The following is a 15,749-nucleotide window of genomic DNA, read 5'->3' on the forward strand; positions in this document are numbered from 1 at the left end:
GTCCCTCCACGGGGCCCATGCGGGCCTAGAGCTGTCCGGCCGATCACCGATCATGGCGTCGTAGGCTCCAGGACATGCACAGCACCCTGACGGAGCACGCCCGGTGTCTCTACGGAGACGAGTACCGACCCACGCCGGAGTGCGCCCAGGAACACCGGGAGCACTACTTCGTCGAGGAGCTGACCTTCGCGGACGCGGACAAGATCCTCGCCATGCTGCGTAAGCTCAGTCCGCAGGTGGTTGACGGCCACTTGCCGGTCTGGGTCCGGAATCTGGCCTATCGGCTGGTGCTGTTGCAGCGACCGGACGAGCCCGCGCTGATGCGCCAGGCCGCCGAGAACCTGTGGCTGCACGGACCGGACTGGGACAACATCGCGGCAGACCTGACAAAGCGGGCGGACGCCCTGGAAGCCGGCTGACCACACGGCGACGGGTCGGTCACCCTGGTGGTGACGATCCTGACGGCTCCACTTTCAGGTGTCATCGCGGTCGTCCCACGGAAGTTCCGGGTCGCCCACGGCCGGACTGAGAACGTGCCGGGCCAGGACGCGTCGCTTGGCCTCGACCCTTCGCAGGACGCGGGCCGGGCCGCGCAGAGCCACGTGCAGGGTTCGGCCTCCTCGTCCAGCCGTGCCTTGAGGAACGCCACCAGGGACGCGCCGGCTCGCCCGGCTGTTCGGGGTCTCGAAGCAGGTGCGGCGCGCCGACCCCCGGTGCCGTTCACAGCAGCTACGGGTGCGTGACCGGTACGGCTCCGCGGGCGGGCGGACCCGGAGGCGGGGACCGGGTCCTAGGCGCGAGTGGGGCGGTCCGGGCCGGGGGTCAGTACGCGGGCAAGGGCCGCCCTGCCCGCGGGGCCCCAGGCCGGTTTGCCGCCCGGGAGGCCCTGTTCGCCGTTCTGGCCCATGAGGACGAGGAACAGGCTCTTCATGGCGGCCAGCCCCCGGGCACGCCGGATCGTCGCCTCGTCCGCCCGCCCGTACGCCGCGAAGAACCGTGGGCCCACCCCCGCCGGAAGCAGCAGCCAAGCGGCCGCCAGGTCCCACGCCGGATCGCCGGCGAACAGGGCGTCGAAGTCGATCACCCCCGAGAGCGTCCCGTCGGAGACGACGACGTTCGCGGGGTGGAGGTCACCGTGCACCCAGACCAACGGGCCCTCCCACGCGGGGGCCGCGACGGCGTCGTCCCAAACGGCCCGCACAGCCGGGGCGTCGGCGGCGGGACCGAGCCCGCCGGGGGCGATGGATCGCAGGAAGTGCTCGAAGCCGTCGGTGCAGTCCTTGGGGTGCCCGCCACGGTCCGAACTGGCCGGCGCGTCGGCGGGCGCCTCCGCGTGCAGCGCCCGGAGGAAGCCCGCCAGCGCGTCGGCCGCGTGGTCGCCACGGCTGATCGAGGCGGTGTCCAGCGGCTCACCGTGAACCCACGCCGTCACGCTCCACGGCCGCGGAAAGCGCGCGGACGGTACGCCGACGCGCACCGGCGTCGGAACCGGCAGCGGAAGTCGGGGCGCCAGGACGGGCAACCACCGGCATTCCTTGCGCAGCAGGTCCGACACGCTCTCCATGCGCGGCATGCGCACGGCCAGCTCGTCCCCGAGCCGCCACATCTGGTTCCCCCACCCACCCGCCACCTCGCGGACGGGCAGCCCCGCGAGGTCGGGATGCTGCTCCCTGAGAAGCTCGCGCACCAGCCCAGCCGTGATCTCGATCCCGGAGTCGCTCATGCGACAACGTTACGCAAGACACCCAGCCGGACCCAGGTGGTACTCGAATCCCAGGTACACCGCGCCGGCCGCCCCCCAGCACAGCGCGCTCGCGCTCGCGCTCACCACGGCTATCAGCACTCTCAGTTCCCTGTTCCCCATGGCCGGGAGCGTAGATCGAATGTTCGGCTAACCGTCGTCGTTCCGCCGCGTGTGTGGGCTACGTTGTGCGGCGATGCTTACCAAGACAGTGTTGATACCCACCGCAGATGGCCAGGCCGACGCTTTCGCCGCGTTCCCCGACGGGGGCGGTGCGCACCCGGGGGTGCTGATGTACCCCGACGCGTTCGGCATACGGCCCGTCGTGCGGGACATGGCCCGCGAACTGGCCCGGCACGGGTACTACGTACTCGTCCCCAACTTCTTCTACCGGCACGGTCCGACCCCGGTTGTCGAGCTTCCCGAGCACATCGGGGGCGAGAACCGGTCCGCGATCTTCGCGCGGATCATGCCCATGATCGAGACGCACACGGCCGAACGTGTCCTGAGCGACGCCGAGGCCTGTCTCGGGTTCCTCGCCGACCAGCCCGAGGTCGCGGCCGGGCCGGTCGGGGTGACCGGCTACTGCATCGGCGGGCTGCTGGCGACGCGGACCGCCGCGGCGTACCCGGACCGGGTGGCCGCCGTCGCCGCGTTCCACGCTCCCGTACACGCCGACGGGCCGGACAGCTTCGCGAAACTCACCGCCCAGGTCCACTTCGGCCACGCCGAGGGCGACCTCACGCCGGAGACCCTCGGCGAACTCAACCGGGCCCTGGACGCCGCGGGGGTCGCGCACACCTCCGAGATCTACCCCGGCACCCTGCACGGCTTCACCATGGCGGACACCGATTCCTTCAACGCGGCCGCCCTGCAACAGCATTGGGACCGCCTGCTCACCCTCCTCGGCCGCACCCTGACCTCATCTCAGGCGTCCTGAGAGAAGGCAGGCTGCCAATGCAGGCTGCGGGCACGGGCGTTGGTGTCCGGTACGTCCTCCAGGGGGGCGGCGGTCAGGGGGTGAACGCCCACTTCACCATCAGGGGGAGTTCCTCCTGCCAGAACGCGTCGCCGTGGCCGCCGATCCGCTCGGTCATCACGACGTCCCCGCCCGCGTCACGCAGCGCGGCCGCCCATCGCCTCGCGTTCTCGCGGAAGAAGGGTTCCGACGTGCCAGCGACGAAGTACGCGCGCGGAAGCGGGGGCAGCAGGGGGGCCGAGGGGCGGTAGCCGGCGCCCGGCGAGGCGCAGAGGACCGCGCCGTGGAGTGCCGGGTGGCGGAGTCCGACGGCGAGCGCCAGTTCCCCGCCGGCGGAGACACCGAACACCGCGGTGCGCGCGGCGGGCGGTGCGAGTCCGAAGCGCGAGCGCGCCCATCGGCGGACGTCGTGGACGAAGAACTCCTCGTGCCGCGCGAACCGTTCGGGGTCGAGGTCCGGTGAGTACTCACGGAGCCGTACGTCCTCGTCGGCCGGCCGGTGCGCACCGACGAGCATCGTCGGCGGCACGTCGGCCGCCGCCTCCAGAGCCGCGGCCCACTGCGGGACCAGGTGGCCGTCACCGGCGAACACGACCGCCTCGGGCTCGGGCGGCGGGACGTACGCCGTGACCTTGCGGCCGGCGTCGTACCCGAGTGTCTCGGTGACGAGTTCTCCGGCGATGGACATGGTCAATCTCTTCTCGGCAGCGGGAGCGGGAGCGGGAGCGGGAGCGGCAGCCTGACGGTTGGACCAGAGAGGTTCTAGGGGCCCCACACGCCGATCGCGCTGAACAGCAACAGGCATGCCCCGGCCAGTAGTTGTGTCCACACGCTCACGCGGAGGCCGAGCTTGCGCAGGCCGAACGCGGAGACCAGGACCGCTCCGGCGAAGACCGCCACGGATGCGTAGATCGGGGTCGTCGAGGCGTGTGGGGTCGGTTCGTAGACGTTGACGTCGGAATGCGCCAGCCCGGTCAGAAGCGCCACGAACGCCAGGATCGTGTCCAGGAGCAGGAGCACCACCGCGCAGATGACGTCCTCACCTGCCGTAAGGCGGCGCGTAGTTGATGGGTCGCTCATGGCGGCATCCTCTCCGTCCGGGGAGGGGCGGGGCCTGAGTACGGGTACTCAGGCCCCGGTCCCGTAGCCGCTACGGAAGCGTGCCGTCCTCGGCCAACCGCTCGGCCGTGTGCTCCAGTTCGACGCTGTGGGAGCCCTTCACCAGGACGACGTCCCCCGGGCGGACCAGGTCGCGGGCCAGGGTCAGGGCCTCGTCGCGGTCGTGGGCGTGGGCCAGGGTCAGGGTGGGGTTGTCCTGTGCGGCCGCGCTCGCCAGCGTGCGGGCGTCGTCGGTGCCGACCGCGATCAGTACGTCGATCCCGGCGGCGGCGACCAGCCGGCCCACCCCCCGGTGCTCGTCCTCGCCGTCGGCGCCCAACTCTTTCATCTCGCCCAGGATCGCGACGGTCCTGCGCCCCTCCGACATGGCCGCCAGGGCCGTGAACGCGGCCCTCATCGAGTCGGGGTTCGCGTTGAACGCGTCGTTGACGATCCGTACCCCGTCCGCCCGGTCCGTGACCTCCATGCGCCCCGAGGCCACCAGCACCGCACGGGACAGCGCGCCCGCCACCTTCTCCGCCCCCATGCCCAGGCCGATCGCGACGGCCGCCGCGGCCAGCGCGTTCGACACGTGGTGCACGCCGTGCAGGGACAGGTCGACCCGCGCCCGCGCGCCCTCGGCGGCGAGGGTGAACGACGGGCGGCCCGAGGCGTCGACGGTGACGTCCAGGGCCCGTACGTCCGCCTCGTTCGCCACGCCGAAGGTCAGGACCCGGGCACGGGTACGGGACGCCATCGCGGCGACCAGCGGATCGTCGGCGTTGAGGACCGCCACCCCGTCCTCCGCGAGCGCCTCGACCAACTCCCCCTTCGCCAGGGCGATCTGCTCGCGCCCGCCGAACTCCCCGACGTGGGCCGTCCCCACGTTGAGGACCAGGCCGACGGCGGGCGGGGCGATCCGGGTCAGGTGAGCGATGTGGCCGACGCCGCGCGCGCCCATCTCCAGCACGACGTACCGGACGGACCGGTCCAGGTGGGTGACCGTCAGCGGCATGCCGATCTCGCCGTTGAACGACTTCACCGTCGCGATCGTCGGGCCGATCTCGGGAAGCACCTGGGCGAGCAGGTCCTTGGTGCTGGTCTTGCCCGCCGAGCCGGTCAGCCCGATCACCACCGCCTCGGGGACGGCGGCCAGGACGGTACGGGCCAGCGCGGCGAGCGCGTCCAGCACGTCGTCCACGACGATCGCCGGGACACCGACGGGACGGGTGGCCAGGACCGCCACCGCGCCGGCCCGCACCGCGTTCACCGCGAAGGTGTGCCCGTCGGCGTGCTCGCCGGGCAGCGCCGCGAACAGGCCACCGGGCTCCACCGCGCGCGAGTCCACGACGGTGGGGGCGCTCACCAGGACGGAGGGGTCGGGCACGTCGTGCAGGCGGCCGCCGACGGCCGCCGCGACGGCTTCGAGGGAAAGGGGGATCACGGGACAGGTCCTCCGCATCGACAAGGTGTGCCCGGCACGGCCCCACCGGCCGAGCGGTCCGGACCCGAGACCGGTCCGGCCCTGCCGACCGTAACCCCTCCACCCCCGGGAGCTGCGGAGACGTGCCAGGGAGGAGGGAGACCCGGGCCCGGGCGAGCGGCCGGTTATCGACCTCACGGTTGGCCAAATCCGCTGATTCGCAAGCGAGTTGCCTGGCCATAGATCAACCGTGCTGAAACGGAAGAAATTCGGTGTCCTGGTCGCGACGGCGGCCCTGGTCGGTGTGACGGCGGCCGCGACCCCGCCGAGCCGGGCCGACCGGCCGGCCCACACCACCCGCTCCCCCGCGTCGGCGGCCGGGTCCCGCCCGGCCCTGCCCGACACCACCGACGGGGCCTTCCTCCAGCAGGTCGTGAAGGCGGTCAACCGGTACCGCGCGAGACATGGCGCCCCGCCGGTGCGGCTGGACGGAAAGCTGAACGCGTACGCCAAGTCCCGTGCCCGGCAGGTGTCTTCGCACGAGCGGTTGCACGAGGGCCACCGGGGCCTGGACCGGCGGTACGGCGAGAACCTGTACTGGACGGGCTCCGCCGAACGGAACCGGCTGCCCGGGCCCACCGCCGTCAAGGCGTGGTACGACGAGGTCGCCTCGTACGACTTCCGCGCCGGCGGATTCAGCCACGCGACCGGGCACTTCACCCAGTTGGTGTGGCGCGGCTCGAAGCGGATCGGCGCGGCGCGGGCGACGGGCCGGGGCGGGGAGTGGTTCGAGAACTACGTCGTGGTGACGTTCAGCCCGCCCGGGAACGTGGAGGGCCGCTTCCGGGAGAACGTACAGGTCAAGGTGCGTTAGAACGCACGGGTCAAGGTGCGTCAGAACGCCTCGGGGGCGGTGGCCGACGCGCCCGTCGGCCGGGTCAGGGTCCAGTAGCCGACGTGCGGGACCATGCCCAGCGTCCTGTTCGCCCGGAGGATGGGCTCGTTCGTCACGTCGTTGTGCGTGGTGACGGTCTCGACCCCGGCCCGGCAGGCGTAGAGGAGCGAGGCGGCCTTCACCGCCGCCGCGACCCCCCGGCCCCGCCGGACGGGGTCGGTGGCGGTGAAGGCCACGTGCCAGCGGTTCGTGTCCGTCAGGGGGGTGAGGACCGTGATGGCGTCGGCGCGTACGGTGCCGGTCGTCACGTCCGCCCCGGCGGCCGGGCCGTGTTCCGCCTGGATCGGCTCGGCGAGCAGGAAGACGGTGCCGGGAGGGCAGTCCGCGAGCCACGCGTACGGGTCGACGGGCCGTTCGCCGTAGGGCAGGGGGATCCCGGGCCGGCAGCGCTCGGCGCACTCCACGATCGCCTCCTGCTCCGTGCTCGGGTCCGCCAGCCGGACCCGCACCCCGGCGCGCTCCAGCGCGGACCCGGCCCGCTGGGCCAACTCCGCCTCGTGACCGGTCAGGTCGAACCGGAAGCCGACACTGTGGTGGAGGACACCGAAGCCGTACCGCTCGGCGAAGGCCCTTCCGCGCGGGAGGTCGTCCCGCAGCGAGCTGGTGACGGTTCCGGCGGCGGCCCCGTCCCGCCCGGTCACCAGCGGGTCCTCCATCAGCCTGTCCGCGAGCGCGGTCCCGATCCCCCGGCCGCGCTCCGCCGGGTCGACCGCGATCCGGGTGGCGGCCGTACCGAGGAAGACGAGGTCTTCCGACACCTTCGCCGCGCCCACCAGCCGCCCGTCCCGCTCGGCGACCAGGGCGCGTCCCGGCGCGTCCCGCGCGGCGGCCAACACGCCCAGGTCCGCGCGCAGGAGGTGCCGGACGTCGCTCGGGCTCGTCAGGTTCAGCAACTCCACCGCGGCGTCCACGTCGGCCGCGCCGAGCGGGCGCACCGACCAGGTCAGGTCTGAGTTCATGACCCCCACCGTAAACGCAAAGGCGGACAAACCATCCGAGAGGGTCCACGAACCAGCCCCACGCCGCCGGCCCGGACACGAGGGGTGCGTGGAACCACGGGGGGGTGTGGAACCACAGGGGCATGCGGCGGCCGTACGGAAAAGCGGACCGGCCCGTACGTGTGCGTCGTACGGGCCGGTCCTGGGAAAGGCCGGGGTGTGGAGGGGGGTCAGACTCCGGCCTGGGTCTTCTCGGTGACGACCTTCCCGCCCGCCTCGGACGCCGGGGCGTCGGAGTCGGCGTCGGCGTCGGCGTCGGCGTCACCGGCGGACGCGCCGTGGTCGTCCAGGAGCGTCGTCTCGTCGAACGGGATGCGGCCCGCGAGGACCTCGCCCGCCCGCTCCTTGTCGATCTCCTTGGTCCACGTGCCGACCAGGACGGTCGCCACGGCGTTGCCCGCGAAGTTCGTCAGGGCGCGCGCCTCGCTCATGAAGCGGTCGATGCCGACGATGAGGCCGACGCCGTCCACCAGTTCCGGGCGGTGCGACTGGAGGCCGCCGGCCAGGGTCGCCAGACCGGCGCCGGTGACACCCGCCGCGCCCTTGGAGGCGACGATCATGAAGAGGAGGAGCGAGATCTGCTCGCCGATCGACAGCGGGTCGCCCATCGACTGCGCGATGAAGAGCGAGGACATCGTCAGGTAGATGGCGGTGCCGTCGAGGTTGAAGGAGTAGCCGGTCGGCACGGTGATGCCGACGACGGGCTTGCTGATGCCCATGTGCTCCATCTTCGCGATGAGGCGCGGCAGGGCCGACTCCGACGACGAGGTGGAGAGGATCAGCAGGAACTCACGGCCCAGGTACTTCAGCAGGAGCAGCAGGTTCATGCCGGCGACGAATCGCAGCAGCGCGCCCAGGATGACGAAGACGAAGATCGCGCAGGTGACGTAGAAGCCGATCATGATGACGGCGAGCGACTTGAGCGCGTCCACGCCGGTCTCGCCGACGACCGCGGCCATCGCGCCGAAGGCGCCGACCGGGGCGGCCCACATGATCATGGCGAGGATGCGGAAGACGAGGCGCTGGATGTGCCCGATGCCGCGCAGGACCGGCTCGCCCGCCTTGCCCATCGCCTGGAGCGCGAAGCCCGCGAGCAGCGCGACCAGCAGCGTCTGGAGGACTTCGCCCTCCGTGAAGGCGGACACCATGGTCTTGGGGATGATGCCGAGCAGGAAGTCCGGCAGGGACTCGCTCGCGCCCTCCGCCTGCGCCGCGCCCACGCCCTTCGTGGCCTCGGTCAGGTGCAGGCCCGAGCCCGGCTCCAGGATGTTGCCGACGACGAGGCCGATGGCCAGGGCGACGGTGGACATCACCATGAAGTAGCCGAGGGCCAGTCCGCCGACGGCGCCGACCTTGGCGGCCTTCCGGACGGAACCGACTCCGAGCACGATGGTGCAGAAGATGATCGGCGAGATCATCATCTTGATCAGGTTCACGAAGCCCGTGCCCAGCGGCTTGAGCTCGACGGCGACGCCCGGAGCCGCGAAGCCCACCAGGATGCCGAGCGCGACGGCTGCGATCACCGCTATGTACAGGTAATGCGTACGGTCCCGCCTTGCTGCGGCCACGGGTCCTCCTTGACTCGTCCCTGCGATGCCCCCGTCGTCCCGACTGGGGTCCCGGCGACTATCCACCACCGTGTGACGCCGGTCACCCTTGCGTTCATTTCGTTCATACGATTCCGGACAGGCAGACTTGGGCCATGCGTCTGCCCCGTCGGCTGCCCCGCCGACTCCCCCGCCGCCTCCCGCGCCCCCGCAGCCTGGCGGGCCAGCTCTTCGCGATGCAGGTCGTGCTGGTGGCGGCCGTCGTGGCGGGCTGCGCGGTCTTCGCGTACGTCACCGATCGTGCCCAGGCCGACGAGACGGCACGGGGGCAGGTTCTGGCCGCGGCGCGCGCCATGGCCGATTCGCCCTCCGTACGGGAGGCGATACGGACGCCCGACCCGACGGCGGTGCTCCAGCCGTACGCGGAGCGGGTGCGGCACGACACCGGGGTCGACTTCGTGACGATCATGAATCCGAAGGGGATCCGCTGGACGCACCCCGATCCGAAGCAGATCGGCATGCCCTTCCTGGGGCGTACGGCCCCTGCGCTGGCGGGGCACACGTTCACCGAGACCTACACCGGGACGCTCGGCCCCTCGATGCGGGCCGTGACACCGATCGAGGACGGCGGGAGGATCACCGGGCTGATCAGCGTCGGCATCACCGTCGACCGCATCTCGACGCAGGTGACCGAGCAGGTGCGGCTGCTGTTCCTGGCGGCGGGGGCGGCGCTGATGCTGGGCGGGCTGGGGACGTACGTCGTCAACGCGCGGCTGCGGCGGCACACGCACGGCATGAACGCGGCCGAGTTGAGCCGGATGCACGACTACCACCAGGCCGCGCTGCACGCCGTACGGGAAGGGCTCCTCATGCTCGACGGACAGCGGAGGATCGCGCTGATCAACGACGGCGGGCGGGAGTTGCTCGGCCTGGACGACTCGGCCGTGGGGCAGCCGGTCGCGGCGCTGGGGCTGCCGGTGCCGCTGACGGGGGCGTTGCTGGCGTCGGAGCCGCGCGTGGACGAGGTGCACATGACGCGGGACCGGATCGTGGTGGTCAACACCCGCCCGGTGGTGGGCGGGGAGCGGCGGGGCACGGTCATCACCCTGCGCGACCACACCGAACTCCAGGCGCTGTCGGGCGAGTTGGACTCAGAGCGGGGCTTCACGCAGGCGTTGCGGTCGCAGGCGCACGAGGCGGCGAACCGGTTGCACACCGTCGTGTCGCTCATCGAACTGGACCGGGTGGAGCAGGCGGTGGAGTTCGCGACGGCCGAACTGGAGCTGGCGCAGGTGCTGACGGACCGGGTGGTCGGCGCGGTCGCCGAACCGGTGCTGGCGGCGCTGCTGTTGGGGAAGGCGGCGCAGGCGAACGAGCGCGGTGTGGAACTGGTCCTGGCGGACGACAGCCGGATCGACGACGGGGTGCTTCCGGCGTCGCTGCCCGCGCGGGACCTGGTGACGATCCTGGGGAACCTGATCGACAACGCGGTGGAAGCGGCGGGGGCCGCGGGCGCGGCCGGGGGCGGTCCCGTGGGGGCGGCCCGGGTCACGGTCACGGCGCTGGTCGAGGACGGGGTGCTGCTGCTGGGGGTACGGGACACGGGCGCCGGGGTCGAGCCGGGCGACCGGGCGGAGGTGTTCCGGAGCGGCTGGTCGACGCGCGGGCCGGGGCGGGGGCTGGGCCTGGCACTGGTCCAACAGGCGGTGCACCGGGCGCGGGGGACGGTGGACCTGTCCCAGGGCCCGGAGGGCGGCGCGGAGTTCACGGTTCGACTACCGGTCGCACCCGGCGCGGGTGTGGGTGGTGTGGGTGTGGGTGGGCCCGGTGTCGCGGGTGGTGGGGTGCCTTGGGTGGGAGGGGGTTCGTCGTGAGTGGGCACGCTATTCGGGTGCTGGTCGTCGAGGACGATCCCGTCGCCGCGGACGCCCATCAGCTGTACGTACGCCGGGTCCCCGGCTTCGCCGTCGCGGGTGTCGCGCATTCGCGGGCGGAGGCGGGGCGGGTGCTGGAGCGCACAGCGATCGACCTGATCCTGCTCGACCTGTACCTGCCAGACGGCCACGGCCTCCACCTCCTGCGGAGCCTGCGGGCCGGCGGCCACCAGGCGGACGTCATCGCGGTGACGTCGGCGCGGGACCTGGGGATCGTACGGGAGGGGGTGTCGCTCGGGGTCGTCCAGTACGTGCTGAAGCCCTTCACGTTCGCGACGCTGCGGGACCGGTTGGTGCGGTACGCGGAGTTCCGCGCGTCGTCGGGGGAGGCGAGCGGCCAGGACGAGGTGGACCGGGCGCTCGGCGCGCTCCGGACGCCGCACGCGGCCTCGCTGCCGAAGGGGTTGAGCGCGCCGACGCTGGAGGCGGTGACCCGGACGCTGCGGGAGTCGGACTCCGGGTTGACGGCGGCGGAGGCGGCGGTGCGGGCGGGGATCTCGCGGATCACCGCGCGGCGGTACCTGGAACACCTGGTGACGGAGGGGCGGGCGGAACGGAGCCCGCAGTACGGCCACGTGGGCCGCCCGGAACTCCAGTACCGGTGGCGGCACGCGTCGCGGTGACCGGGAAAGGTCCGCCCTGTCCTCAAGCGCCGGACGGCCCCGCCCCGCCCTCGCCCGGGTTCAACGGCTGCCACCCCGTCTGGATCAGGGTGGGCCCGCTCCGGCGGGAGATGAAGTACCCCCGCCCGGGAGGCATCGGGCGCGGCCGGACGCGGCCGAGGATCTCCCCGTCGGCGGGCTCCCCCGAGAGCACCACGCCCTGGGCGCCCAGTTCCTGGACCCGCTGCGTGAACGGCTCGTAGGCGGCGCGGGAGGCGCCCGCGGAGCCGCGGGCGAGGAGGAAGTGGACCCCGGCGTCATGGGCGAAGGGCAGCTGCTCGGTGAGCACGCCCAACGGGTTGCCGCGGGCGGTCGCGACCAGGTCGAAGTCGTCCACGACCACGAACAGCCGCGGCCCGGACCACCAGCTGCGGTCGCGCAGTTGGCGCGGGGTGACGTCCTTCGACGGCATGCGCTTGTCGAAGACCTCCTTGAGCCCGGCCACGTGCGCGTCCATGCCGGTGGGCGAGGCGGCGTACTCGATCAGGTGCGAGTCCGGGACGGTGTCCAACAGGGTCCGCCGGTAGTCGACCACCACGAAGCGCGCCTCGTCGGGTGTGTACCGCTCGCAGAGCTGCCGGACCAGCAGGCGCAGCAGCGCGGTCTTGCCGGACCCGCTCTCCCCGGCGACCAGGAAGAAGGGGTCGGTCTCGAAGTCGGCGAAGACCGGCCGCAGGGTGTTCTCCTCGATACCGAAGGCGACCCCCGACGCCGGAAGGGCGTCGCCCCTGGGGAGTTGGCCGGCGGGCAGCTCGCCGGGGAGCAGCCGGACCGGCGGGGCGGGCGGGCCGTGCCAGGCCTGGGCGACGGCGCGGCTCAGGGCGGCGGTGGCCCCGGGCAACTCGTCGTCGGAGGGCACGCCGTCGATCCGCGGGACGGCCGCGATGAAGTGCAGCTTCTCGGGGGTCTGGCCGCGGCCGGGAGTGCCCGCCGGGACATTCCGGGCGACGGGGACGGAGAACTCCGACATCGTGGGGTCACCGAGCCGCAGTTCGAGCAGGTAGGGCAGGTGGTCCTTGAGCGCCGGCCGTACGTCCATGGCGCGGTACGCGGTGAGGACGACGTGGATCCCGTAGGCGAGCCCTCGCGAGGCGATCTCGGTGACGGTCTCCGACGGCAGGTCGTACTCCTGCCGGAAACTTCCCCAGCCGTCGACGAGCAGGAAGACGTCCCCCCACGGGTCGGTGATCTCCCCGCTCGCGCGACCGCGCCGGTAGGCCGCCATGGAGTCGATGCCCAGGGAGCGGAAGGACTCCTCCCGCTGGGCCAGGATCCCGGCGACCTCCGTCACGGTCCGCCGGACGCGCTCCGGGTCGAGCCGTGTGGCGATGCCGCCCACGTGCGGCAGTTCCGCGAGGGCGGACAGACTGCCGCCGCCGAAGTCCAGCCCGTAGAACTGGACTTCGCCGGGAGTGTGCGTGAGGGCGAAGGACGACACCAGCGTGCGCAGCAGCGTCGACTTGCCGGACTGCGCGCCCCCGGCGATCAGCAGGTTGCCCGAAGCTCCGGAGAAGTCACCCCACAGGACGTCGCGCCGCTGCTCGTACGGCTTGTCCACCAGGCCCAAGGGCACGACGAGCGCGCCTTCGGCCGGGTAGCCGGGCACGGTCAGGCCGCGCCCTTCGACGACCGCCAGCCCCGGCAGCAGCGCGTCGAGCGGCGGTGCCTGGTCCAGCGGCGGCAGCCAGATCTGGTGGGCCGGGGGGCCCTGGCCCTCCAGCCGGTTCAGGATGAGGTCCATCGGGGAGTCCCCGTCGGCGGCGCGCGCGTCCTCGCCCACCCAGCCGGACGCGTAGGCCGCCCGGAAGCCGACCATGTGGTCCATGTCGAACCGGAGATAGCCGGACCCGGGCACGGACGGCAGCGAGTACGCGTCGGGCACGCCCAGCACCGCGCGTGACTCCTCGGCCGAGAAGGTGCGCAGACCGATGCGGTACGACAGGTGGGTGTCCAGGCCGCTCAGCCGCCCCTCCTCCAGGCGCTGCGAGGCCAGGAGCAGGTGGATGCCCAGCGACCGGCCGATGCGGCCGATCTGGACGAGCGCCTCCAGGAAGCCGGGCTCGGCGGTCAGCAGTTCGGTGAACTCGTCGATGACCAGGACCAGCGTCGGCAGCGGGATCAGCGGCGCACCCGCCGCGCGCGCCCGCTCGTACTCGTGGATGTTGGGGTAGTTGCCCGCGCCGCGCAGCAGTTGCTGCCTGCGGTTGAGCTCGCCCCGGATCGCGTCCTCCATGCGGCCGACCAGGGACGGTTCGTCGGCCAGGCCGGTGATGACGGCCGCCACATGGGGCAGGCGTGCCATGCTCGCGAAGGTGGCGCCGCCCTTGAAGTCGACCAGGACGAAGTTCAGCGTCTCCGGGGAGTGGGTGACGGCCAGTCCGAGGACCAGGGTGCGCAGCAGCTCCGACTTGCCGGACCCGGTGGCGCCGACGCACACGCCGTGCGGCCCCCAGCCGCCGAGCGCGGCTTCCCTCAGGTCCAGCAGGACCGGGGCGCCGTTGGCGTCGACGCCCACCGGGGTGGTGAGCCGGCGCTCCGGCTTGACGGCCCAGGCGGACGCGGGGGCGGCGTCCCAGCCGCCGGGGAGCGGCAGGAGGTCCAGGAGGCGGGGTACGGAGTCGTGGTCGTCCCTGAAGGTGCTCAGCGGACGGGCGCCCGGCCGCCGCCACGCCCCGGCCACCTTGTCCAGCAGCGCGTCGAGTTCCTCGCCCTCGTCGCCGGTCCGCGCGGGCGCGGGCGTCTCCCCCGAACTCCCGGCGGCGCCCCCGCTCGCCACGCCCGCCGTGCCCGCCGCCGTGGCCAGCGCGGGGACCGCGAGCCGGACGTACCGCCGCCCCCGGGTCAGTCCGAAGCCCGGCTGCCCCGGCGGGATCCCGCCGGCGAGGTCGCGGTCGATCCGCGACTCCTGCGGGTCGGCCAGGGCGAGTTCGACCCACGTACCGAGGTGCAGGAACAGCTCCTCGGGCAGGTCCTTCCACCGGTCGGCGGAGACCGCCAGGTGGATGCCGTAGTAGACGCCGCGCTGGGCAACGCCGAGCAGCAGGCGGGACTCCTCCGGGAAGCGTGCCGCGAAGTCCGGCCAGCCGTCGACGAGGAGGAACACCTCGCCGTTCGACTCGCCGTCCAGCAGCCCCCGCGTCCGCATCCGGCGGAACGTCTTCGGGGACCTGATGCGCAGGCGGTCGCAGAGCCTCTCGCGCCGCTTCAGGGTGGCCATGACACCGTCGACCAGGGTGCGTACGGCGTCGGCGCGGCCGTAGTCCGCCACCATCCCCATGTGCGGCAGGGTCTCCAGGCGTGTCATCCCGTCCGGTTCGCCGTGCAGGGCGTACATCTGCACCTCGTCCGGCGTGTGGGTCAGCGCCAGCGAGCAGGCGAGGGTGCGCAGCACCGACGTCTTGCCGCTCCACCTGCCGCCCACGACGCCGATGTGCGGCGCGCCCCCGGACAGGTCGAGCGTCAGGGTCTCCTGGAGTCCCTGCGCCGGGTCGTACATCCGGCCCAGCGGCACGGTGAGTTGTCCGTTCGGCGGCCAGTCGGGCGCGCAGAGGCCCCGGTCGGGACCGGCGACGAGCGCCGGCAGCAACTCCCCCAGGGAGAGGCTGTCGCCCACGAAGGGATCACTCTCCGCGCTCTGCCCCCGGTGCCACAACGCGGCCGTCGCGAGGGGGATGTTGCCCTGTACGCCGGAGCGGAACTCGGTCGGCGTCTGCGGGGCCCCGCTCTCCCGGACGTGCCGCTCGACGTGCTGGAACAGCTCGTGCGCGGTGATCACCCCGTCGTTGTCGAGGTCCGCGCGCCCGGTGCTGAGGCCGTCGATGAGCGCTTCGGTGAACACCGAGTGGAAGTCGCCCGAGCGGCTCTTCACCGTCTCGCCCTCGAAGGCGAACTCCAGGACGTCCGAGGCGGTCATGACGTACGTGCCCTTGCCGGCGGCCTGCACGGACAGTTCACCGTCGTCGGGCGCGAAGGGCGCCATGCCCTGGACGTACGCCCCGCCGAAGCAGCAGTCGAGCAGGAGCACCTTGGACCGGGCGCGGCAGCGACTCATCTGCTCCTCGACGAAGCGCGCCGATATCGCGGTCGACTCGGGCAGGTCGCGCTTGGTGCGCAGCGTCGTGAAGAAGAGGCGGCCGTGCTTGTCGCGGATGCCGTGGCAGGACACGTACAACAGCAGGGTGTCGTTCGGCCCGAGATCGCGCAGCGTGCGCTCGATGTGCTCCTCGATCTCCGCCTTCGAGTCGTTGACCAGGGGGACGACCCGGTCGAAGTACCCGATCGCCGGGTCCTCCAGCAGCGCGCCCAGGCGCCGCGCGTCGGAGGCGGGCGAGCGCAGGCGGCGCAGTCCGGAGTCGATGTAGTCCGTGGTGGCGACGAGCAGGGCGACGCGGCTCAAGGTCTCTCCCGGAGGC

13 protein-coding genes are annotated in these 15,749 nt (G+C 72.6%); 5 read left to right on the top strand and 8 right to left on the bottom strand.

Going from position 1 to position 15,749, the window contains the following annotated elements; all coding sequences use genetic code 11:
• Positions 1 to 74: 74 nt before the first annotated feature.
• Positions 75 to 419, top strand: coding sequence for a hypothetical protein (locus tag HA039_RS09985; RefSeq protein ID WP_167026872.1), 345 nt, complete (start codon positions 75 to 77; stop codon positions 417 to 419).
• Positions 420 to 473: 54 nt separating this feature from the next.
• On the opposite strand, the gene HA039_RS33905 is transcribed toward HA039_RS09985, so the two are convergent.
• Together HA039_RS33905 and HA039_RS09990 are read right to left on the bottom strand one after the other, a co-directional pair.
• Positions 474 to 863: a DUF6221 family protein gene (locus HA039_RS33905; protein WP_243870046.1), complete on the bottom strand. Its 390-nt coding sequence runs from the start codon at positions 861 to 863 to the stop codon at positions 474 to 476.
• Complete coding sequence (locus HA039_RS09990; protein ID WP_167026875.1) at positions 791 to 1,723, bottom strand: aminoglycoside phosphotransferase family protein; 933 nt, start codon at positions 1,721 to 1,723, stop codon at positions 791 to 793. The genes HA039_RS33905 and HA039_RS09990 overlap by 73 nt, the downstream gene beginning before the upstream one ends.
• Before the next feature lie 214 nt (positions 1,724 to 1,937).
• Here HA039_RS09990 and HA039_RS09995 point away from each other — a divergent pair, with 214 nt between their 5' ends.
• Positions 1,938 to 2,681, top strand: coding sequence for a dienelactone hydrolase family protein (locus HA039_RS09995; protein ID WP_167026879.1), 744 nt, complete (start codon positions 1,938 to 1,940; stop codon positions 2,679 to 2,681).
• Positions 2,682 to 2,754: 73 nt separating this feature from the next.
• On the opposite strand, the gene HA039_RS10000 is transcribed toward HA039_RS09995, so the two are convergent.
• The 3 genes from HA039_RS10000 to HA039_RS10010 form a co-directional block, all read right to left on the bottom strand.
• Positions 2,755 to 3,408 carry an alpha/beta hydrolase gene (locus HA039_RS10000; RefSeq protein WP_167026882.1) on the bottom strand — a complete coding sequence of 218 codons (654 nt, stop codon included), beginning with the start codon at positions 3,406 to 3,408 and terminating at the stop codon, positions 2,755 to 2,757.
• 74 nt (positions 3,409 to 3,482) lie between these two features.
• Positions 3,483 to 3,800, bottom strand: a complete 318-nt coding sequence (locus HA039_RS10005; protein ID WP_167026885.1) for a DUF6234 family protein — start codon at positions 3,798 to 3,800, stop codon at positions 3,483 to 3,485.
• Between the two features lie 70 nt (positions 3,801 to 3,870).
• The gene (locus HA039_RS10010) at positions 3,871 to 5,262 is read right to left on the bottom strand and encodes a UDP-N-acetylmuramoyl-tripeptide--D-alanyl-D-alanine ligase (RefSeq protein ID WP_167026888.1); all 1,392 of its coding nucleotides are present in this window, start codon (positions 5,260 to 5,262) and stop codon (positions 3,871 to 3,873) included.
• A gap of 229 nt (positions 5,263 to 5,491) precedes the next feature.
• Here HA039_RS10010 and HA039_RS10015 point away from each other — a divergent pair, with 229 nt between their 5' ends.
• Entirely contained in the window at positions 5,492 to 6,115 is a 624-nt protein-coding gene (locus HA039_RS10015; protein WP_167026891.1) for a CAP family protein, read from the top strand.
• A 20-nt stretch (positions 6,116 to 6,135) separates the two neighbouring features.
• Here the strand turns inward: HA039_RS10015 and HA039_RS10020 are convergent, their stop codons facing one another.
• Both HA039_RS10020 and HA039_RS10025 read right to left on the bottom strand, forming a co-directional pair.
• Positions 6,136 to 7,155: a GNAT family N-acetyltransferase gene (locus tag HA039_RS10020; protein ID WP_167026894.1), complete on the bottom strand. Its 1,020-nt coding sequence runs from the start codon at positions 7,153 to 7,155 to the stop codon at positions 6,136 to 6,138.
• 209 nt (positions 7,156 to 7,364) lie between these two features.
• Complete coding sequence (locus HA039_RS10025) at positions 7,365 to 8,762, bottom strand: cation:dicarboxylate symporter family transporter (RefSeq protein ID WP_167026897.1); 1,398 nt, start codon at positions 8,760 to 8,762, stop codon at positions 7,365 to 7,367.
• A gap of 134 nt (positions 8,763 to 8,896) precedes the next feature.
• Here HA039_RS10025 and HA039_RS10030 point away from each other — a divergent pair, with 134 nt between their 5' ends.
• On the top strand, positions 8,897 to 10,615 hold the full coding sequence (locus HA039_RS10030) for an ATP-binding protein (protein WP_167026900.1): 1,719 nt from the start codon (positions 8,897 to 8,899) through the stop codon (positions 10,613 to 10,615).
• Complete coding sequence (locus HA039_RS10035; RefSeq protein WP_167026903.1) at positions 10,612 to 11,298, top strand: response regulator; 687 nt, start codon at positions 10,612 to 10,614, stop codon at positions 11,296 to 11,298. The genes HA039_RS10030 and HA039_RS10035 overlap by 4 nt, the downstream gene beginning before the upstream one ends.
• A gap of 22 nt (positions 11,299 to 11,320) precedes the next feature.
• Here the strand turns inward: HA039_RS10035 and eccCb are convergent, their stop codons facing one another.
• A complete protein-coding gene (gene eccCb, locus HA039_RS10040) occupies positions 11,321 to 15,733 on the bottom strand; it encodes a type VII secretion protein EccCb (protein ID WP_167026906.1) in 4,413 nt (1,470 codons plus the stop codon).
• Positions 15,734 to 15,749: the final 16 nt, after the last annotated feature.

This window comes from Streptomyces liangshanensis (genome assembly GCF_011694815.1).
Taxonomy (GTDB): Bacteria; Actinomycetota; Actinomycetes; order Streptomycetales; family Streptomycetaceae; genus Streptomyces; species Streptomyces liangshanensis.

What these genes read in the sequence shown, in the direction of transcription:
- HA039_RS09985 (WP_167026872.1), top strand. Translation starts at nt 75, where the DNA reads ATGCACAGCACCCTGACGGAGCACGCCCGGTGTCTCTACGGAGACGAG.
- HA039_RS09990 (WP_167026875.1), bottom strand. Translation starts at nt 1,723, where the DNA reads ATGAGCGACTCCGGGATCGAGATCACGGCTGGGCTGGTGCGCGAGCTT.
- HA039_RS09995 (WP_167026879.1), top strand. Translation starts at nt 1,938, where the DNA reads ATGCTTACCAAGACAGTGTTGATACCCACCGCAGATGGCCAGGCCGAC.
- HA039_RS10000 (WP_167026882.1), bottom strand. Translation starts at nt 3,408, where the DNA reads ATGTCCATCGCCGGAGAACTCGTCACCGAGACACTCGGGTACGACGCC.
- HA039_RS10005 (WP_167026885.1), bottom strand. Translation starts at nt 3,800, where the DNA reads ATGAGCGACCCATCAACTACGCGCCGCCTTACGGCAGGTGAGGACGTC.
- HA039_RS10020 (WP_167026894.1), bottom strand. Translation starts at nt 7,155, where the DNA reads ATGAACTCAGACCTGACCTGGTCGGTGCGCCCGCTCGGCGCGGCCGAC.
- HA039_RS10030 (WP_167026900.1), top strand. Translation starts at nt 8,897, where the DNA reads ATGCGTCTGCCCCGTCGGCTGCCCCGCCGACTCCCCCGCCGCCTCCCG.